This window comes from Mesorhizobium sp. M1423 (assembly GCF_040317575.1).
Lineage (GTDB): Bacteria > Pseudomonadota > Alphaproteobacteria > Rhizobiales > Rhizobiaceae > Mesorhizobium.
The window spans coordinates 57,245-76,066 of the sequence record NZ_JAMYKU010000015.1; the positions used below are offsets into that span (position 1 = coordinate 57,245).

Annotated in this window: 22 protein-coding genes; 12 read left to right on the forward strand and 10 right to left on the reverse strand. The window is 63.7% G+C overall.

Features of this window, described 5'->3' with window-relative positions:
* The first annotated feature begins 142 nt into the window (after positions 1-142).
* Together NKG95_RS19405 and NKG95_RS19410 are read left to right on the forward strand one after the other, a co-directional pair.
* On the forward strand, positions 143-325 hold the full coding sequence (locus NKG95_RS19405) for a hypothetical protein (protein ID WP_023718833.1): 183 nt from the start codon (positions 143-145) through the stop codon (positions 323-325).
* Positions 326-332: 7 nt separating this feature from the next.
* Positions 333-521 (forward strand): hypothetical protein, encoded by a 189-nt coding sequence (locus tag NKG95_RS19410; RefSeq protein WP_023718834.1) that lies wholly within the window; start codon positions 333-335, stop codon positions 519-521.
* Positions 522-711: 190 nt separating this feature from the next.
* Here the strand turns inward: NKG95_RS19410 and NKG95_RS19415 are convergent, their stop codons facing one another.
* From NKG95_RS19415 to rph, 5 genes are read right to left on the reverse strand one after another with little or no spacing between them, the layout of a single operon-like run.
* Positions 712-1,032, reverse strand: a complete 321-nt coding sequence (locus tag NKG95_RS19415) for a low molecular weight protein tyrosine phosphatase family protein (protein ID WP_023718835.1) — start codon at positions 1,030-1,032, stop codon at positions 712-714.
* Positions 1,033-1,037: 5 nt separating this feature from the next.
* Positions 1,038-2,201: a radical SAM family heme chaperone HemW gene (gene hemW, locus NKG95_RS19420; protein WP_023718836.1), complete on the reverse strand. Its 1,164-nt coding sequence runs from the start codon at positions 2,199-2,201 to the stop codon at positions 1,038-1,040.
* Positions 2,198-2,875, reverse strand: a complete 678-nt coding sequence (gene rdgB / locus NKG95_RS19425; RefSeq protein WP_353042002.1) for an RdgB/HAM1 family non-canonical purine NTP pyrophosphatase — start codon at positions 2,873-2,875, stop codon at positions 2,198-2,200. The genes hemW and rdgB overlap by 4 nt, the downstream gene beginning before the upstream one ends.
* Complete coding sequence (locus NKG95_RS19430; protein WP_023718838.1) at positions 2,875-3,285, reverse strand: VOC family protein; 411 nt, start codon at positions 3,283-3,285, stop codon at positions 2,875-2,877. Before NKG95_RS19430 ends, rdgB begins: the two co-directional genes overlap by 1 nt.
* A 33-nt stretch (positions 3,286-3,318) precedes the next feature.
* Positions 3,319-4,035, reverse strand: a complete 717-nt coding sequence (rph, locus tag NKG95_RS19435) for a ribonuclease PH (RefSeq protein WP_353042004.1) — start codon at positions 4,033-4,035, stop codon at positions 3,319-3,321.
* Positions 4,036-4,167: 132 nt separating this feature from the next.
* Here rph and hrcA point away from each other — a divergent pair, with 132 nt between their 5' ends.
* The 6 genes from hrcA to NKG95_RS19465 all read left to right on the forward strand — a co-directional run bounded on the left by hrcA (position 4,168) and on the right by NKG95_RS19465 (position 9,914).
* Positions 4,168-5,280 (forward strand): heat-inducible transcriptional repressor HrcA, encoded by a 1,113-nt coding sequence (gene hrcA / locus NKG95_RS19440; protein WP_352481369.1) that lies wholly within the window; start codon positions 4,168-4,170, stop codon positions 5,278-5,280.
* A gap of 33 nt (positions 5,281-5,313) precedes the next feature.
* Positions 5,314-5,511: a hypothetical protein gene (locus NKG95_RS19445; protein WP_023718841.1), complete on the forward strand. Its 198-nt coding sequence runs from the start codon at positions 5,314-5,316 to the stop codon at positions 5,509-5,511.
* Positions 5,512-5,611: 100 nt separating this feature from the next.
* Positions 5,612-6,967: a PQQ-dependent sugar dehydrogenase gene (locus NKG95_RS19450; protein WP_353042006.1), complete on the forward strand. Its 1,356-nt coding sequence runs from the start codon at positions 5,612-5,614 to the stop codon at positions 6,965-6,967.
* A gap of 87 nt (positions 6,968-7,054) precedes the next feature.
* Positions 7,055-7,672, forward strand: coding sequence for a LysE family translocator (locus NKG95_RS19455; RefSeq protein WP_353042008.1), 618 nt, complete (start codon positions 7,055-7,057; stop codon positions 7,670-7,672).
* A 165-nt stretch (positions 7,673-7,837) separates the two neighbouring features.
* Entirely contained in the window at positions 7,838-8,818 is a 981-nt protein-coding gene (cysK, locus tag NKG95_RS19460; RefSeq protein WP_023718844.1) for a cysteine synthase A, read from the forward strand.
* A 472-nt stretch (positions 8,819-9,290) separates the two neighbouring features.
* Entirely contained in the window at positions 9,291-9,914 is a 624-nt protein-coding gene (locus NKG95_RS19465) for a glutathione S-transferase family protein (protein WP_353042010.1), read from the forward strand.
* A 15-nt stretch (positions 9,915-9,929) separates the two neighbouring features.
* On the opposite strand, the gene NKG95_RS19470 is transcribed toward NKG95_RS19465, so the two are convergent.
* Together NKG95_RS19470 and NKG95_RS19475 are read right to left on the reverse strand one after the other, a co-directional pair.
* Positions 9,930-11,186 carry an RNA polymerase sigma factor gene (locus NKG95_RS19470; protein ID WP_352495443.1) on the reverse strand — a complete coding sequence of 419 codons (1,257 nt, stop codon included), beginning with the start codon at positions 11,184-11,186 and terminating at the stop codon, positions 9,930-9,932.
* On the reverse strand, positions 11,186-11,539 hold the full coding sequence (locus NKG95_RS19475) for a YciI family protein (RefSeq protein WP_353042012.1): 354 nt from the start codon (positions 11,537-11,539) through the stop codon (positions 11,186-11,188). The genes NKG95_RS19470 and NKG95_RS19475 overlap by 1 nt, the downstream gene beginning before the upstream one ends.
* Before the next feature lie 258 nt (positions 11,540-11,797).
* Between NKG95_RS19475 and NKG95_RS19480 the strand changes: the two genes are divergently transcribed.
* The 3 genes from NKG95_RS19480 (at position 11,798) to NKG95_RS19490 (ending at position 15,414) form a co-directional block, all read left to right on the forward strand.
* On the forward strand, positions 11,798-12,757 hold the full coding sequence (locus NKG95_RS19480) for a TAXI family TRAP transporter solute-binding subunit (protein WP_352481372.1): 960 nt from the start codon (positions 11,798-11,800) through the stop codon (positions 12,755-12,757).
* A gap of 180 nt (positions 12,758-12,937) precedes the next feature.
* Positions 12,938-15,034, forward strand: coding sequence for a TRAP transporter permease (locus tag NKG95_RS19485; RefSeq protein WP_353042014.1), 2,097 nt, complete (start codon positions 12,938-12,940; stop codon positions 15,032-15,034).
* Complete coding sequence (locus tag NKG95_RS19490) at positions 15,031-15,414, forward strand: DUF1850 domain-containing protein (RefSeq protein ID WP_352858787.1); 384 nt, start codon at positions 15,031-15,033, stop codon at positions 15,412-15,414. The genes NKG95_RS19485 and NKG95_RS19490 overlap by 4 nt, the downstream gene beginning before the upstream one ends.
* On the opposite strand, the gene NKG95_RS19495 is transcribed toward NKG95_RS19490, so the two are convergent.
* The 3 genes from NKG95_RS19495 to NKG95_RS19505 form a co-directional block, all read right to left on the reverse strand.
* A complete protein-coding gene (locus NKG95_RS19495; RefSeq protein WP_353042016.1) occupies positions 15,327-17,054 on the reverse strand; it encodes a saccharopine dehydrogenase family protein in 1,728 nt (575 codons plus the stop codon). The genes NKG95_RS19490 and NKG95_RS19495 overlap by 88 nt on opposite strands.
* Before the next feature lie 50 nt (positions 17,055-17,104).
* Positions 17,105-17,485 (reverse strand): thiol-disulfide oxidoreductase DCC family protein, encoded by a 381-nt coding sequence (locus NKG95_RS19500; RefSeq protein WP_502895944.1) that lies wholly within the window; start codon positions 17,483-17,485, stop codon positions 17,105-17,107.
* 257 nt (positions 17,486-17,742) lie between these two features.
* Complete coding sequence (locus NKG95_RS19505; RefSeq protein ID WP_023718851.1) at positions 17,743-17,889, reverse strand: hypothetical protein; 147 nt, start codon at positions 17,887-17,889, stop codon at positions 17,743-17,745.
* Positions 17,890-18,296: 407 nt separating this feature from the next.
* On the opposite strand from NKG95_RS19505, the gene NKG95_RS19510 reads away from it, so the two are divergent.
* A complete protein-coding gene (locus NKG95_RS19510; RefSeq protein ID WP_023718852.1) occupies positions 18,297-18,803 on the forward strand; it encodes a YciE/YciF ferroxidase family protein in 507 nt (168 codons plus the stop codon).
* The last annotated feature ends 19 nt before the right edge of the window (positions 18,804-18,822 follow it).

The window sequence follows — 18,822 nt, forward strand, 5'->3', positions numbered from 1 at the left end:
CTCACGCCTGGTTGCAAAAGCCTGGGTTGCAAACGCCCGGTTCCAAACGGGGTCCCGACGTGAACCGGCCGCCATGCCTTTGCCATAGTAGGGAACGAAACCGTTGCCGGCGAATTTTAACCCTGATCTCGGGAGGAGCAGGATGGACAGCCTGACGATACAGGACGTTTTCGAACCCTATTATGCCGGCCGCAAGCGCTTCGCCGCGCCAGGCGACAAGAGCCTGCGTGGCAACGCGGATGGCGAGGCCAGGAAACCGCTCGCACGCCAGCCATTGGCAGAGAGCAAGCCCGTAACCGAAACCGACAGCACGACGGAGCACTGACCGGACGATGCCCAATCGCTTCGATATTTTCATCACCCGTCTCGAAACAAAAAGCGCCCGCGATGGCGCAGCATCACATCCCACAGGCGACCAGCATTCTGCCCCGCGCGACAAGAGCGAGATCAAGCAGACCCGCTCCGGAGAAGCGCATGCCGAGAAGGACCGCGGCAAGCGTCGTTTCAAGCACGACGCTTGATCCTCTTTTCGTCATCCTGGGACGGAGCAAGGAGCGCAGCGACGCGGCGCAGACGCCCGGATCCATGCCGTAATATTCAAGCGTTTCGACAGTTCAGAATTATTCTACCGCAGCATTCTTCGACAAGGGTAGCGGCATGGATCCTCGGGTCAAGCCCGAGGATGACGAAGGCGCAGTAGCGCGACAGCCTTCAGAGATATCGCGATACCTTCACCGCCAGCAACCGGACCAGTTCCGGGTCCATGAATTCATAGTCGTCGGGAATATCGAGGCAGATCACCCGAGCCTTCCTTAGACTGGCCCTGAATTTCTGCTGCAGTTTGCCGCGGTGCGCCTTTTCCATCACGAAGATGATATCGGCCCAGGCGACAAGTTCGTGCGTCAACGGAGTGTCGGCATCGTGATTGGTGCCGGCCGAAGCGACCTCGATGTCCCTGCGACCGGAAAACACCTGCTCCGCCGTCGGGCTGCGCAAGCGATTCTGGCTGCAGACGAAGAGAACGTTCTTCACCGGTACTATCTGGCCAGATCCGCCACGACGGCATCGAGCACGATCATGCCGGCCGGCGTGGCGCGCAGGCGGGCATTGCCGATCGGCGCCACCAGGCCTTCGTCCTGCAGCACCGACAGCCGTGCCGTCGACAGGCCGCGCCCGGAAAACGCCTCGTAGCGGGAAAGGTCGATGCCTTCCGCCAGCCTCAGCCCCATCAGCAGGAACTCGTCGGCTTCTTCCGATCGCGTTAGGATCTCGCCGCCGGTGACGCCATGGCCCTTGGCCTCGACCAGATTGGCCCAGGTCTCCGGCATTTTCTCGGCGATTGTCACCACGCGCCGCCCGCTCTCGACGAAACGGCCATGCGCGCCGGGACCGACGCCGACATATTCGCCATAGCGCCAGTAGGTGAGATTGTGCCGGCTTTCAGCGCCGGGCCTGGCGTGGTTGGAAATCTCGTAGGCCGGCAGTCCGTGCGCGGCGGTGATCTCCTGCGTCAACGCATAGAGATCGGCGGCAACATCGTTGTCTGGAATGATGAATTTCCTTGCTGCATGCAGTGCATGGAACGGCGTGCCTTCCTCGATGGTCAGCTGGTACAGCGACAGATGGTCGGCGGCGTGGCCGATCGCCTGCTCGAGTTCCGTCTGCCACGCTTCAGGCGTCTGGTCCGGCCGCGCGTAGATCAGGTCGAAGGACAACCGTGGGAAAATCTCGCGCGCCAGGCCGATCGCATGCAGGGCCTCATCGACATTGTGCAAACGGCCGAGAAAGCGCAGATCCTTGTCGTTCAGCGCCTGCACGCCAAGCGACACCCGGTTGACGCCCGCCGCGCGATAGCCGCGAAAGCGCTCGGCCTCGACCGAGGAAGGATTGGCCTCCAGCGTCACCTCGATGCCATCTGGTACCGTCCAGTTCTTCGCCACGGCATCTAGCACCGCCGCCACGGTCTGCGGCTTCATCAGCGACGGCGTACCGCCACCGAGAAAGATGCTTGTCACCTCGCGCGGCCCGGTGCGGCCGCGCATGGTCGCCAGCTCGGCCTCGAAGGCGCGCGCAAAACGCTCCTGGTCGACCGGCTGGTGGCGGACATGGCTGTTGAAGTCGCAATAGGGGCACTTGGCCGCGCAGAACGGCCAGTGGATGTAGACGCCGAAACCCGGGCTGCGGTCGAGCAGCATAGTCATGCGGCGGCCAATCGGGCTTGCGCGAATTTCTGGAAGGCGCGGGCGCGGTGCGACAACGCTGTCGGGTGGCCGGGCTTCCAGCCATGTTTTTCCTCAGCGGTCATCTCGCCGAAAGTCTTTTCGAACCCGTTGGGCAAGAACACCGGGTCGTAGCCGAAGCCGAGTTCGCCGCGCGGCGGCCATACCAGCGTACCCTCGACCTCGCCGCGAAAATATTCAGCTTGGCCGTCGGGAAAGGCCAGGCAGATGACCGCGACAAAGCGGCCCTTGCGCTGAGCAGGCGCGATCGCGCCAACTTCCTGCAAGGCCACTTCCGTGCGCTGCATGGCCATGCCGAAGTCGCGGGGGCCGTCCGGCGTCTCGGCCCAGTTGGCAGTGTAGACGCCGGGTGCGCCGTCGAGCGCATCGACACATAGGCCGGAATCGTCCGACAGCGCCGGCAATCCAGTGGCCTTGGCAGCGGCCAAGGCTTTTATGAGCGCGTTCTCCTCGAAAGTGGTGCCGGTCTCGTCCGGTTCCGGCAAGCCGTATTCCTTGGCGGACCTCGCTTCTATGCCGAACGGCGCCATCAGATCGGCGAATTCGCGCAATTTGCCGGCATTGTGGCTTGCGACGACGATCTTATGCCCATCAAGCGAATGAACAATTGGCGAATGAACAGTCTGCGAATGCATCAGATGCCCCAGATTCTTGGCTCGGCGAATTCGATCGAATTGCCCGAGGGGTCGCGAATATAGATCGAGCGGCCGCCTTGCGGCCACTCGAACTCGCTTTCGATGGCGATGCTCTTTGCTTCCAGGTGCGCTTTCCAGCGCACGATCTCGTCGGCGCTTGCGGCGAAACAGAGATGGCCCTCGCCGACGGCGCCATGCGGCGGCACTGGCAGCCTGGCGTCGGCCGGCGGCGGCACTTTCGTCGCCTCGGCATTGAAGATAAGCAGCACGCCGTCGCCGCAGCGGAAGAAGAGATGCCTGCCCTCGACCTTGCCGAGCGGATCGAGCCCGAGGACGCCCGAATAGAACCGTTCCGCGGCAGCAAGATCCGTTACGTAGAGTGCTGATTCCAGGATTGCGGAAGGAGTCACAGGATCGTCACCCTCATCGTCATAAACTGAAGATCAGTCCACCGCCATCTGCTGCAGGCTGACCAGGCGCTGAATGCCTTTCTTGGCCAGCCCCATCAAGGTCGCGAACTGCTCTTCCGAGAACGGTTCGCCCTCGGCCGTGCCCTGGATCTCGACGATGCCGCCCTTGCCGGTCATGACGAAATTGGCGTCGGTTCCGGCCGAGGAATCCTCGATATAGTCAAGGTCGATGACCGGCTGACCATCATGGATGCCGCAGGAGATCGCCGCAACGTGATCCTTCAGCACCTTGCCCAGGCTCGCCATTTGGCGGGCTTCCATCCAGCGCAGGCAATCGTAAAGCGCCACCCAGCCGCCGGTGATCGAAGCGGTGCGCGTGCCGCCATCGGCCTGGATCACATCACAGTCGACGGTGATCTGCTGCTCGCCGAGCGCCTGCAGATCGACCACGGCGCGCAGGGAGCGGCCGATCAGCCGCTGGATCTCCAGCGTGCGGCCGCCTTGTTTGCCGGCCGAAGCCTCGCGGCGCATGCGCTCGCCGGTCGAACGCGGCAGCATGCCGTATTCCGCCGTCACCCAGCCCTTACCGGAGTTGCGCATCCAACCCGGCACCTTTTCCTCCAGGCTGGCCGTGCACAGCACATGCGTGTCGCCGAACTTCACCAGGCACGAGCCTTCCGCATGCTTGGAGACGCCGCGCTCGAAGGAGATGGGGCGCATTTCGTCGAACTGGCGTTTGGAAGGGCGCATTCAGGCTTCTTTCTTTCTTCGGGATCTTGGCCGGCTTGTAGCCGCACTGGGCGTGAGGCGCAAAGGAAAATGGACCGGTTGCGCCGACGCCGCGGAAGTCTATATCTTCGGGCCGGAGGTTTTTGGCTCGAAATGACCAAGGCAGTCGATCCCGGTTCGCAATCGCACGTGCTCCCGTCGCACGCGCTGCAATCGCCCGCGCTTCAATCGCTCGACATGCGTTCGCGCGACATCTTCCGGCGCATCGTCGATTCTTATCTGAGGGATGGCGAGCCGGTCGGCTCGCGCAGCCTGTCGCGCATCCTGCCGTCGTCGCTATCGCCGGCCACCATCCGCAACGTGATGAGCGACCTCGAGCATCTCGGCCTGATCTATGCGCCGCATATTTCGGCCGGCCGTCTGCCGACCCAGGCTGGCCTGCGCTTCTTCGTCGATGCGTTCATGGAACTCGGTGACCTCTCCGACGAGGAGCGCCGCACCATCGAGGCGCAGGTGCGCGCCTCCGGCTCGGGCGCGACGCTGGAGCATATGCTGACCGAGGCCAGCCAGATGCTGTCCGGCATGTCGCGCGGCGCCGGCCTTGTGCTCGCCGCCAAGAACGAGGTGGCGCTGAAGCACATCGAATTCATCCAGCTCGAGCCGACCAAGGCGTTGGCCGTGCTGGTCTCGCAGAACGGCGACGTCGAAAATCGCGTCGTCGATCTGCCCGCCGGCATCACCGTCTCGCAATTGCACGAAGCCTCCAATTTCCTCAACGCCCATATTCGCGGCCGCACCCTGGCCGAAGCGCGGGTCGAGATCGCCCGCATCAAGGAAGAGACCAGGGCAGCCCTCGATACGCTTTCACAGGATCTGGTCGAGAAGGGCCTGGCGGTCTGGGCAGGCGCCGAAAGCGGGGTGCCTGGGCGGCTTATCGTGCGCGGCCGCGCCAATCTCCTGGAAAACGTCACTGCCCAGGCCGACATCGAATTGCTGCGGCATCTCTTCGAGGATCTCGAAACCCAGGACGGACTGATCCAGCTCCTCGACCTCGCCGAGGAGGGCCCGGGCGTGCGCATCTTCATCGGTTCGGAAAACAAGCTGTTTTCGCTGTCGGGCTCATCACTGGTGGTGGCACCCTATCGCGACAAGGACGCCCGCGTCGTCGGTGCGCTCGGCGTCATCGGGCCGACGCGGCTGAATTATGCGCGCATAGTACCGATGGTCGACTATACCGCGCAGCTGATTTCGCGCATGCTGCGCTAGGAGCCGCCGCGGCCTGCCGCAAGGAGAAAAAGAATGGCGCTGGAATCGTTCAAGGCCCAGATCAGCCTGCTGCTCGAAGAAATGATCAACCAGCCTGAGGATCAGCACGAGGTGCAAGAGCAGTTGCGCGAGAAGCTGCAAGAGATGCGGGCCATGGGCTTGCCGCTGCCGGCCGATCTGGTCGCGCTGGAAAAGCGCCTCGACGACGATTTCTACGCCGCCGGCAAGTGAATCGGAGTTCGGCTTCAAATCCTCGTGTGCTGGACGGCCGCTTGAACGACCAATGCCTCATCCCGTTTGCCCTTTTCGAGGCGAATCCCGGAGGACGTTGATGATCCGATCTGGCGGCTTTGCGGCCATTGCCGCTGCTCTCCTTGTTGCGACACCGGCAGCCGCCCAGCAGGCGGATCAGAAGGTGCTCAAAGGCGAAGCCGCTTTTGGCGATTGGCACGCCGACAGGCCTGGCACCCGCCGCCTGATCGGGCCGCAAGACATGCCGCCAGCCGATCCCGCCCAATCCGCGTCGAACGGCGCCGGCGTGGCGGAACGGCCCGAAAGCGCCAAGCCAGATTTGCCGCCGGGCTTTTCGGCCGAACTGATCGCATCCGGCATCGTCAATCCGCGCGTCGTGCGCGTCGCTCCGAATGGCGACCTGTTCGTTGCCAACAGCCATGCCGACCAGATACGTGTCTATCGTCTCGCCGAGGGCAGCGCCAAGCCCATCGAGAAAGCGATCTTCGCCAAGGGGCTCAGTTATCCCTACGGCATCGCCTTCTATCCGCCAGGAGACAAGCCGCAATGGGTCTATGTCGCAAACAGCGACAGCATCGTCCGCTTTCCTTATCGCGACGGTGACCTGAAGGCATCCGGTAAACCAGAAACCATTGTCGCCAAAATCCCGTCGGGCGGTCACACGACCCGCGACATCGCCTTCTCGCCGGACGGCAAGACGCTTTATCTGTCGGTTGGCTCCGCCTCGAACGTCGCCGAGGACATAGGCAAGGAGCCGGATAGCGGCCTCGACGCCTGGGCCAAATCAAAGCCGCTCGGGGCGGCCTGGGGCTCCGAGGACGGCCGTGCCGATGTGCTCGCCTTCGATCCGGATGGGAAAAATCCCCGAACTGTCGCCACCGGCCTGCGCAACTGTACGGGCATGACCGTGCAGCCCGCCACCGGCGCATTGTGGTGCGTCGTCAATGAGCGCGACGAACTCGGCGACAATGTGCCGTTCGAATTTGCAACTGTAGTCAAGGACGGCGGATTCTATGGTTGGCCTTGGTACTACATCGGCAATCACGAGGATCCGCGCCATCAGGGCGAGCGGCCCGACCTAGCCGGCAAGGCCACTGTCCCGGACGTACTGATGCAGGCGCATTCGGCGCCGATGAATATAGCCTTCTACGACGGCAACAACTTCCCGGCGGATTATCAGGGTGACGCCTTCGTCACCATGCATGGTTCGTGGAATCGTGGCGCCAGGACCGGCTACAAGGTGGTGAGGCTCAAATTCAGGGATGGCAAGCCGACCGGCGAATATGAGGACTTCATGACCGGCTTCGTTATCTCGAACGACGCCGTCTGGGGCCGCCCGGTCGGTGTCGCGATGGCCAAGGACGGCTCGCTGATCGTCACCGAGGACGGCAACGGCACCATCTGGCGCGTTACCTACGAAGACGGCCGCTCTTGAACGGCGGTGTCGCCTGCTGCGCTGGCGCAATCGAATCCGGGCCGAGGGAATTCACCCAACTTCCACATTGTGCGACAAGAGCGAATCATGACGCTCACCGGGTTCCTCGCCTATAGTGCTGCCCTCGGCATCGCCGCAGCCATCCCCGGCCCCGGCGTCACCGCACTCGTTGCGCGTGCGCTGGGTTCCGGCTTCCGCTCGTCGCTGGCCATGTCCTTCGGGCTGATGCTCGGCGACCTGACGTATCTCACGGCCGTGGTGCTCGGCCTCGCTTTCGTCGCACAGACCTTTGGCATGATCTTTCTGGTCATCAAATGGCTGGGCGTCGCCTACCTCGCTTTTCTTGGCTGGCGTTTCTGGACGAACGGCATCACGCCCGAGACGGTGGAGGGGAAGAAAGGCAAGGGCGGCTTGGCATCCAGCTTTGTAGCCGGTCTCGCCGTCACGCTCGGCAATCCGAAGACGATGATCTTCTATCTAGCCATCACCCCGACCATCGTCGATCTGAAGACGATCACGCTGGCCGATTACGGCATCCTAGTCGCGCTCACGATCGTCGTCCTGCTTGTGGTGCTGGTGCCTTATCTGGCGCTCGCGGCCAAAGCGCGCTGGTTCCTGAAGTCGCCGCGGGCGCTGAGGGCACTCAACCGCACCGCCGCCGGTTTCATGATCGGGGCGGCGGCAGCTATCGCCGCCCGCCAATAGACCTCTTTCGCCAAGCCGGCCAGGAATTGTCACGCCTTTCCAAGGCGAGGGCATTCGGCACGAACTTCACTCGGATATTTTCGATCGACAGCCTATCTTGCGCGGCGGATGGCTCTATCTTATGCCCGCCCGACTCTTGCCGCTTGACCTCTGGGAGGAAAATCAATGAACAAGCCCGCCACCCCCACACACGTGCCCGGCCGCGGCCGCATCTACAATTCGATCACCGAGACGATCGGCGACACGCCGTTGGTGCGGCTCGACAAATTCGCCAGGGAGAAGGGTGTCGTCGCCAATCTGCTGGCCAAGCTCGAATTCTTCAACCCGATCGCCTCGGTCAAGGACCGCATCGGCGTGTCGATGATCGAGGCACTGGAGGCTTCTGGGAGGATTACGCCCGGCAAGACCACGCTTATCGAGCCGACCTCGGGCAATACCGGCATCGCGCTCGCCTTTGCCGCCGCCGCCAAAGGCTACAAGCTGATCCTGACGATGCCGGAAACCATGTCGGTCGAGCGCCGCAAAATGCTGGCGCTGCTCGGCGCCGAGCTGGTGCTGACCGAAGGGCCGAAAGGCATGAAGGGCGCCATCGCCAAGGCCGACGAGCTGGCCGCGACGCTGCCCGATGCCGTCATTCCGCAACAATTCGAGAACCCGGCCAATCCGGAAATCCATCGCCGCACCACAGCCGAGGAAATCTGGAACGACACCCATGGCGAAGTCGATATCTTCGTTGCCGGCATTGGAACCGGCGGCACCATCACCGGCGTCGGCCAGGTGCTGAAGAAGCGCAAGCCCTCGGTGCATGTCGTCGCCGTCGAGCCGGAGGCCTCGCCGGTACTGTCCGGCGGCCAACCCGGCCCGCACAAGATCCAGGGCATTGGCGCCGGCTTCGCACCAAAAATCCTCGACACGACGATTTACGACGAGATCGTCAAGGTCTCGAACGAGGATTCGGTCGCCAATGCACGGCTCGTCGCCCGTCTCGAAGGTGTACCGGTCGGCATCTCGTCGGGTGCCGCCCTGCAGGCGGCGATCGTCGTCGGCTCGCGGCCGGAGAACAAGGGCAAGAACCTCGTCGTCGTCATCCCCTCCTTCGCCGAGCGCTATCTCTCGACGATCCTGTTCGAGGGATTGGGCGCTTAGAGTCTGGACACCTCGTCATCCCAGGGCGGAGCGAACGCGAAGCGGAGCGCAGACCCTGGGATCCATTCCGTGACCGTGGCCAACGAATACCGCGGTGCAGAAAACGAAAGCCGTTGCAACATCGACAGCATGCACGCTGTCTTCCGACATCTACATGCACGCTGCCTTCCGACATCTAAAGGCTCTGCACCGTCGCGACGCTCGGAAGTTGCGGCATGGATCCCAGGGTCTGCGCCGCGTCGCTTCGCTCCTTGCTCCGCCCTGGGATGACGAAGTGGAGGGGTGTTTCAGCTAATCTCGAAGGTTTGTACTGTGCTAGTTCACCTAAGGGGCAGCAGGCTCCAACGCGTGCGCCGAGGACCCAGATAACAGCGCTGGACTGCTGAAAAACCACCTGTGGCGGGCGTCGTTCGCTTGAGCGGCGAGTCACTTCCATATCAAATCGTCGCTGCACCGGCAGGTGGAGGACTTCATGTACAAGCTCTATACGCGTGCCAATACCGGCGGCTTTGTCGTCGAGGCGGCGCTTGCTTTAGCGGGAGTGCCTTTCGACCAGATCGATGTTCCAAAAGGCCGACCCAACCAGGCCTTCCTCGACATCAATCCCTTGAACCGGGTCCCGGTCCTGGTCTTGCCGGACGGGCATTCGATGACCGAGTCGGCGGCAATCTGCATCCTGCTCGCCGAACGCTATCCGGAAGCAGCTCTAGCGCCGGCAGCGAACACACCTGACCGTGCCGACTTCCTGCGCTGGATGTTTTTCATGTCCTCCGTCATCTATTCGGCTGACCTGCGGTTCTTCTACGCTCATCGCTACACGACAGATCCCGGCGGCGTGGAAGCCGTCAAACAGGCGGCGGTCTCGGAAATGGATCGCGGCTTCGCCATTCTCGATGCCGCCCTCGAAGGCCGCGACTGGCTGGTCGGCGACCGGCTCTCGCTGGCCGACATCTATCTCGTCATGTTGGTGGCTTGGCATCCCGAGGTCGCGAAGATTCCAACCGCTTGGCCGAACATCGAACGCCTGTGGGCCAATTTGCGGGAACATCGGGTGATAAAGAGGCTGAATGCTTCCCACGACATGTGGCCGGCCTAAGCACTCCGCCTTGTCTCAGTGTCTTTCCGCGCGGTCGAGACCTGCCCGTCGTTCCTGCAGGAACCGGCGCACGGCCGGATCGCGTTCGAGGCCGATAGCCCGGTCATAGGCCTCGCTCGCTTGCGGAACTCTGCCGAGTCTTGCCAGCAGGCCCGCTCGGGCGGCCCAGTAAGGTTGATAGTCATACAGCCGCTTGTCGCCGCTGAGTTGATCAAGGGCGCCCAATCCTGCCGAAGCACCTTCGGCCTCGGCAATCGCCACCGCACGGTTGATCGACACCACCGGCGAGCCGGCAATCACCGACAGCGCGTCGTAGAGCTCCTTGATCGCGACCCAGTCGGTGCCGCCGGTCAGCCGCCTTGTCGCATGGGCTGACTGCACGGCGGCCTCGAGCTGGTAGCGGCCGACCACGCCCTTGGCAGCGGCGCGCCCGAGCAGCATCTCCGCTTCGTCGATCATTGTATCGTCCCACAGTGCAAGATCCTGCTCCGCTAGCGGCACATAGTCGCCTGCCGCATTGCGCCGCGCTGCGCGCCGCGCTTCGGCGAACAGCATCAGCGCCAGCAGGCCGAGTGCTTCCGGCTCATCCGGCATCAGCGAGGCGACCAGCCGGCCGAGCCAGATGCCTTCGGTCGCGAGATTGCGCCGCTGCGCTTCGGTGCCGGCGGGGTCGGACCAGCCTTCGGCAAACGCCGCGTAGATCGCTTCCAGAACGGTGCCCAGCCGCTCGCCGAGTTCGGCCCGCTCCGGCACGCGGAACGGAATGCCGGTCTCGCGGATGCGGGCCTTGGCGCGCACCAGGCGCTGGCTCATCGTGGCCGGCGAGACAAGAAAGGCCGAGGCGATGGTCGCTGCGTCGAAGCCCAGAACCGTCTGCAGGATCATCGGCGCGCGGATACCGGCCTCGATCGCCGGATGAGCGCAAGCAAACATCAGCCTGAGCCGCTCGTCCGGCAGGTCTTCGTCGGCCATGCGTGCCTCCATCTCCTCCGCGATCAGCCTGAGGTGGTCGCGGCCCGCCTCGCTTGTCAGCCGCCGTCTGAGCGCGTCGACGCGGCGCCGGCGCGCCACCGCCAGCAGCCAGGCTTCCGGCTTGTTGGGCACGCCCGCCTGTGGCCAACGCTCGAGCGCCGCTGCAAAGGCATCGGCCAAGGCGTCCTCGGCAGCGGCCACGTCGCGCGTGCGTGCGGCGAGATAGGCGACCAGCTTGCCGTAGCTTTGCCGGGCGGCCGCTTCCGCCGCCGCCCGTGCGGTGTCGGGCAGTTCAGGCATCACATGGTGAGTTCCCAGATCGGCCGCACCTCTACCGTGCCGGTGCTGGCGCCCGGGCAGCGCGCCGCCCAGGCAATAGCCGCGTCGACGTCCTCCGCTTCGATCATATAGAAACCGGCAAGCTGCTCCTTGGTGTCGGCATAGGGGCCGTCGAGCACGTTGGTCTTGCCATTGGCCATCCGCACCGAGGTAGCGGATTGCGTCGGCTTCAGCCGGTCGCCGGCGAGCCAGGCGCCCGATTTCTTCAGCGCTTCGGTGTAGGCGACATAGGCGCTCGACATCTGTGTCACCGCATCTGCCGACGCGGCCGCCATCCCCGCTTCGTTTCCGTAGATCAAAAGCATATATCGCATGGTCTTCTCCCGTTTCTCGAAGGCCGCATCGTTGCGAGCCGGACGTATGTCGCGCGGCCCTGCCCGATTTCGACAGGCGCTGGAAAAATCTTTCGGCCGCGATGCGATCTCGCGCAAGCGCCGATGTGTTACGGCATCGCCTAGCCGTTCGTCTAATCGCTGCTATTGCGGGTTGGCATTTCCCGCCCGCTGTCTAAACTCGCTTCGCTTCGTGCCGCAGAGGAGGGCACGGCGGCGCATTTTCAGGGAGGAAATCGCATGCTCAATTTCAGGACGAAATTTGTTGCAGCCGGCGCGCTGGCGCTGTCGCTTGGCCTTGGCGCGGTATCGGTCAAGGCACAGGAATTCATCAACGTGCTGACCGGCGGCACGTCGGGCGTCTACTATCCGCTCGGCGTAGCGCTGTCGGAGATCTATGGCAAGGGCATCGAAGGCGCGCGTACCCAGGTGCAGGCGACGAAAGCGTCGGTCGAAAACCTCAACCTGCTGCAACAGGGCAAGGGCGAGATCGCCTTTGCGCTCGGCGATTCCGTCAAGCTGGCCGCCGAGGGCAATACCGAAGCCGGTTTCCCAGGCAAGCTCGACAAGCTGCGCGGCATTGCCGCCATCTATCCCAACTACATCCAGATCGTCGCCAGCAAGGAGTCCGGCATCAAGACGCTCGCCGACCTCAAGGGCAAGAGCCTGTCGGTCGGCGCGCCGGCCTCGGGCACCGAGCTCAACGCCCGCACGATCTTCGCCGCTGCCGGGCTGAAATACGAAGACCTCGGGCGGATCGAATATCTGCCCTTCGCCGAATCGGTGGAGCTGATCAAGAACCGCCAGCTCGACGCCACGCTGCAATCGGCTGGCCTGGGCGTTGCCTCGATCCGCGACCTCGCCACCTCGGTCCCGGTCAACATCGTTGCCGTGCCGGCGGAGGACGTCGCCAAGATCGGCTCGCCCTATCTTTCCGTGGTCATCCCGAAAGGCACCTATGAGGGCCAGACCGATGATGTCGCGACCGCCGCCGTCGGTAATTTCCTGATCACCAGCGCCGATGTCTCCGACGAGACCGCCTACCAGATGACCAAGCTGCTGTTCGAGCATCTCGACCAGCTCACCGCTGCCCATGCCGCCGCCAAGGCGATCGACCCGGCCAAGGCGCTCGACGGCATGCCGGTGCCGCTGCATCCAGGCGCCGAGAGGTATTACAAGGAAAAGGGATTGGTGAAGTAAGGCGCCATCCCTCCCCCTTGAGGGGAGGGTGGCCCGCAGGGCCGGGAGGGGTCCTCGGCGACGCGCTCCATCGTTCAGGCAAAGGTCGAGGCAGTTGAGGTTACCCCACCCGTCCATCCGCCTTCGGCGGCTGTCCACCCTCCCCTCAAGGGAGAGGGACGCCCCCCAGGAACCCCGCCAATGACCGAAACCCCGACCGTTCTTTCCACCACAGCCGAAATCCCTGTCGAAGGCCTGCCACCGGGCTTCGGCGAAGGCATCGCCGGCAAGGCGGCTTTTTTTATCGGCGTCGCCTTCTCCATCTTCCAGATCTACATCGCCGCCTACGGCAGCCTGCCGAGCCAGGTCGTGCGCGCCATGCATGTCGGCTTCCTGCTGCTGCTCGGCTTTGCCCTGATCGCCAATCTGCGTGCCAAAAGCGTCCCGGCGAAAGCAGTCTTCTGGACTCTCGGCGTGCTCGGCTTCGCCACCGGTCTGTACAACTGGGTATTCTATGCCGACCTCATCCGCCGCTCTGGCTTCCTCACCACGCCTGACCTGATCGTCGGCGCGGTGCTGGTCGTGCTGGTCTTCGAGGCGGCGCGGCGGTTGATGGGACTGCCGCTTGCCGTTATTGCGTTCATCTTTCTCGCCTACGCATTTGCCGGCAATCATCTGCCACCGCCTTTCATCCATCGCGGCTATGATTTCGCCCAGCTCGTCGACACCTTCGCCTATGGCACCGAAGGCATCTACGGCACGCCGATCTATGTCTCGGCCGCCTACATCTTCATCTTCGTCGTCTTCGCCGCCTTTCTCGAACGCGCCGGCATGATCGCGCTGTTCAACGATTTTGCACTTGGCCTGGTCGGCTCATGGCGCGGCGGCCCGGCGCAGGTCTGCGTGCTGTCCTCGGCGCTGATGGGCACCATTTCCGGCTCCGGCGTCGCCAACGTGGTGGCCAGCGGCCAGTTCACCATCCCGCTGATGAAGCGCTTCGGCTTCCGCTCGGCCTTCGCCGGAGCCGTCGAGGCGACCTCGTCGATGGGCGGCCAGATCATGCCTCCGGTGATGGGTGCGGTTGCCTTCATCATGGCCGAGACGCTGAACATTCCCTATGCCGCGGTGGTCAAGGCGGCGATCATTCCGGCGCTGCTCTATTTTGGCGCCTGTTTCTGGCAGGTGCATTTGGAGGCCGGCAAGGCCGGCCTGCACGGCATGGCCAAGGCCGACCTGCCCAATCCGTGGGATGCGGTGAGACAACACTGGCCGCTGGTACTGCCGCTCGCAGCACTGATCTATCTGCTGTTTGCCGGCTACACACCGGTCTTCGCCGGCACCATGGGCCTGGCGTTGACCATTGTGCTTATCCTCGGCACGCCGCTGGCGGCATCGATCGGGCCGCTCGCCTTCCGCGTCGTCTTCTGGCTGGCGCTCGGGCTTGCCGCCGCTTCCTTCATGAAGTTCGGCGTCAACATCCTCAGCCTGGTCATCGCCGTGCTGGTCGTCGCCTGCCTCACCTTCAAGGGCGGGCGCGAGACACTGCGCATATGCGTCGATTCCCTTGCCGAGGGAGCAAAGAACGCGCTGCCGGTCGGCATTGCCTGCGCCATCGTCGGCATCGTCATCGGCACGCTGACGCTCACCGGCATCGCCTCGACCTTCATCGGCTGGATCATCTCGATCGGCGAGAACAATCTGTTCCTGTCGCTGCTTTTGACCATGCTCACCTGCCTGGTGCTCGGCATGGGCATCCCGACCATTCCCAATTACATCATCACCTCGTCGCTAGCCGGGCCGGCGCTTCTGTCGCTCGGCGTGCCGCTGGTGGTCAGCCATATGTTCGTCTTCTATTTCGGCATCATGGCTGATCTCACCCCGCCCGTGGCGCTGGCCGCCTTCGCCGCCGCACCCATGGCCAAGGAAAGCGGCCTCAAGATCGGCATCCAGGCCACCAAGCTTGCCATTGCTGGCTTCGTGGTGCCGTTCATGGCGGTCTATACCCCGGCGCTGATGCTGCAGGACCCCGGCCCGATCGCCGCCCAGTTCGGCTATCCCGTCGAGGTCGCCTACATCGTCATCAAAGCCTGCATGGGCATCGTCCTGTGGGGCGCCGCCGCCGTCGGCTTTCTCGCCCAGCGCATGGCCTGGTGGGAACGCCTCGTCGCCTTCGCCGCTGGCGTGCTGCTGGTTGCGGCGCTGCCGCTCACCGACGAGGCGGGCTGGGCGCTGTCTCTTGCCTGGATCGGGTGGCACTGCTGGCGCGCGCGGCAGGCGTCACTGGCCAATTCGGCATGAGCCTCTGCATCGTCGCGGCCGGCAAGACGATGACGCTCGCGGTCGCCGCCTTCACGCTCTCCTGGACGCATTCTGTGGAGAAGACCCAGTGGCAGGAAGACTGGAAGGTGCTGCCGTCCGGCCTGCAACTCGTCGAGGCACGAATCAAGGGCTCGGGCGCCGGCATGGAGCCGCCGCAAGGCTCGGCGCTGCGCGACGGCTGGTGGGTCTATGCGCCCCGGGTCGGGCCACAGCCGCGCCTGGTGCTCGCCGCCTCGGGCGCCACGGGTCAAGGCTGGACGCTGTGCACGGCTCAGGACTGCCGCGAATTTGGCAAGGTGGCAGGCGACACGATCTCGCTGGAGCCGTGCGGGTCGGAAGGCTCTAGCCAGCCACGGTAGCGGGCGATCATGCCGGCAAGCGGATGCGAGATATCGACATGGAAGCGGAAGCAGCCATCCTCCACCGTTTCGTAGGAAGTCGAGCGTGGACCGAGCCACATCGGCAGCGGCAAGCCAAAAAAGCTCCAGCGGCGCAAGACCAGTGCCAGCCGGCCGTCCTCGGCAACCAGTGCCATCGCGAAGGTCAGCGGGCCGAAGCGTTCGCACAGCAGGCGCTGCGATCGACCCCGGCCTGCGAACTGTAGGCTCGAAAAACTGTGCTTGCCGAATGTCCGCGTCCAGGTCTCGCCGTCCTTGTCGGTGTCGAAGCGGACATGAACCGGGATGTCCTCGCTTGCTCCGGGGAAGCCGACCATCCAGGCCATTAGCCGGCCAAGAACATTGTGCCCGCGTTCTACGCTAGCGCGGCCTGCGGCCGTGATCGTACGGTCATGCATTGACCGAATTGCCTCGGGAAGGCCTTGCCAGGCGGCACCGAGCAGCTCGGTATAGAGCGGCTTGTCCTCGTCCGCGGCCCCGTTCCTGAAGCCGGTGTAGATCGTCCGCCCGGCGAACAGGGCCTCATAGTCCCGGAGCTCTAAATCGCGCACCGCCGCCCGTGCGCCCGGCGCGGGCTGATGTCCGGCCAGCACTTTGCGGACCAGCGCTTCAACCGCCATCGACGGGATCAGCGGCCCATCGTTGCCCTCGGCCAAGAGATGCCACGAGCGCTTGCCGGTGGCGCCCGCGCGGTCCGATCCCTCCACCTCGACGAACATGCCGCCGCGATGCTCGCCCCAGCGCAGCCGGTTCGTCGCCTGATGCATCAGCGGCGCCAGCGGCGAAAGCGAACCGATCAACCCGGCGCGCACCAGCCAGGCGAGGCCGATCAGGGCGCGGTGCAGCACCTCGGGTACCGGCCCGGCTCCCATCCAGATGGTCCTCGCCTCCGGCCAAAGCTCGGCCAGAGCACGCAGGTCCGGAACGTCGACCAGCGAGAACAGCGTGTTTCGAAGCGGCAGCTGGCCCGGCGGCGCGATAGTATAGCGGAGCTGCTCGGTAAACGGACAGCCTTGTTCGGGACGGCCATTACGAACAAGGCGCACCGGCTGACCGGTGTAACCGGCGATAGCGCGAATGACGTTTCCGCCGACACCGGCGAAGGGCGACGGCGCGATGCCGCCGCGAATTCCGTCGACCCGCGTCAGGTCCGAAGACAGGCGGCGCACAACCGCCGCCGTCAGCACCGGAAAGCTCGAGACTCCGGATAGCACGAAGACGCCGGCGTTTCGCGCCGCCTCGTCGAACGCAGAGACACCGGCGACGAAATCCGAGCCGTCGGCAAGATCGAGATAGTTGACGCGCCGGGCGATGCATGCCTCGATCAGGCCATAGCGTCCCTCGCCATAGGCCTGGAACGGACCGCTCGCGTCGACCACAATATCAGGCTCAAATGCAGCGAGTTGCACGGCGAGATCGCCGTCACGGTCGAACAGTGCCGGCAGCAGTTGCGCTGCCGTCGGGGCGCGCTTCTTGCAATACGCGTCAGCCTTGGCGAGCGAGCGCCCGGCGACGAACAGGATCAGATGGGGCTCGCCCTCCAAAAGCTCGACGGTGCGACCGCCAAAGGTGCCATAACCGCCGACGACAAGAACCTTCATCCGCAGTTCCCCCAAAATGCCCCGCGCCGCTCCCGGCCACGGCGATGAGCCTAGCCGATCAATCTTGCCCTCACCTCGGCGGAAGGGATTTCACAATTGTCCTTCTTGCCGAACAGGGCGTAGCGGTTCTTTGCGATGCGATCGTAGAGCCAGTCGCGAAGCGGGCGCGGCAACAACAGCAGGATCCGCGCCGCTCGCCATGGCCAGGCGAGTTCGGCCATGACGGCAACGAAACTGTCCAGGCGTGTGAAAGCCGCGCCATCGATGATGACGAGATTGGTCTCGTAGCGATCCGTCTGCAGCCCGTATTTCTTGAACAGCATCTCGCCGAGCGGCGATTGCGCCGTTACGAAATGGAAGTGGCCCTTGCGGTCGAGCTTTACCACCGTCCGCACAAAACCCGAGCACAACACGCAGACGCCGTCGAACACGATCAACGAGCGACTTGATTCGAATTCTGGCGGCTCAGGAGAATGGTTCGGCTTGACGATCACGTGGCGCCCGGCAGCTGGTGTCAGGCGACACTAAGCCTGCCGGCGGCTGGATCAAAGCCCGGAATGTTAGAGGCTTGGCGTTGTCGCCCGCCGTCTGTCGGTCAGCGCAGGGCGCTCGGCGCGATAGGTCGTTGACCGGTTGTCGGCGTCGGGCCGGCAGATACGGCTGTCGTGACGGCTTTCCCTGGTCATCATCAGTGCACGCTGATCCCAAGCGTGTTGCCACGGCGCGCGCAGGCGGGGCCTGGGCCGCGCATGTAATAGCGCTCGGGCCGATAGGTCGGCGCGACGAATTCGCGGATGGCGGCGGCATAGCCGGCGATTTGATTCCAGAAGCTCATTTTACTCGGTCCCTGTCCCGTTTCGGATGTCCCTTCCGAATTGCGGGGATCATAGCGTCCAGGCGTGAATAGTCGGTGAACGCGATGTTAATCTCTGGTCGAAAATGCCTTTGTTCATGGCTGCAATGCGGCTGATTCGCGGTGTTTCCGTGCTGTCCGTCGGCATTTCGCCCAGTGTGACTTTTGCATCACAGATGTTTCGCCTGAATGTCGCCGAGGCGCGCGTTTGTTTCACTTTTGCTGCCACCGCGAAATTTCCGTGCACGTGGTTGAAAAACCAGGAACCGGCCCGTCAGCCGCACGTTGATTTCCCAGTGCCGGGACGAACCGGTTCCGCAGGCCGCCGTGCTCGGGTTGAGCCGCGGCCGAAAATCCGAAACAGCAAGAGCAATGGAAAGGCAAAGGCCATGGGCTTCTTTTCGAAGGACATCAAAACACTCGACGATCTCTTCGTGCACACGCTGCGCGACATTTATTACGCTGAGAAACAGATCGAGAAATCGCTGCCGAAGATGATCGACAAGGCGAGTGATCCGCAGTTGAAAGCCGGCTTTGAGAAGCATCTCGCCCAGACCAAGGGTCATATTCAGCGTGTCGAGCAGGTGTTCGAGCTGCACGGCGTGAAGGCCAAGGAGGTCGACTGCCCGGCCATCGATGGCATTCTGGAAGAGGCCGATGAGGTCAGCGGCGACATCGCCGACAAGGAGGTCCTCGACGCTGCACTGATCGCGTCCGCCCAGGCGGTCGAGCATTATGAGATGACCCGTTACGGCACCTTGATTGCCTGGGCCAAGCAACTGGGCCGCAGCGACTGCGCCAATGTGTTGGCCAACAACCTCAAGGAGGAACAGGCAACCGACCGCAAGCTTACCGAGATGGCGGAAAGCAAGATCAACCTGCAAGCCGCCGAGTAGGGCCGCGATCGAGAATGGA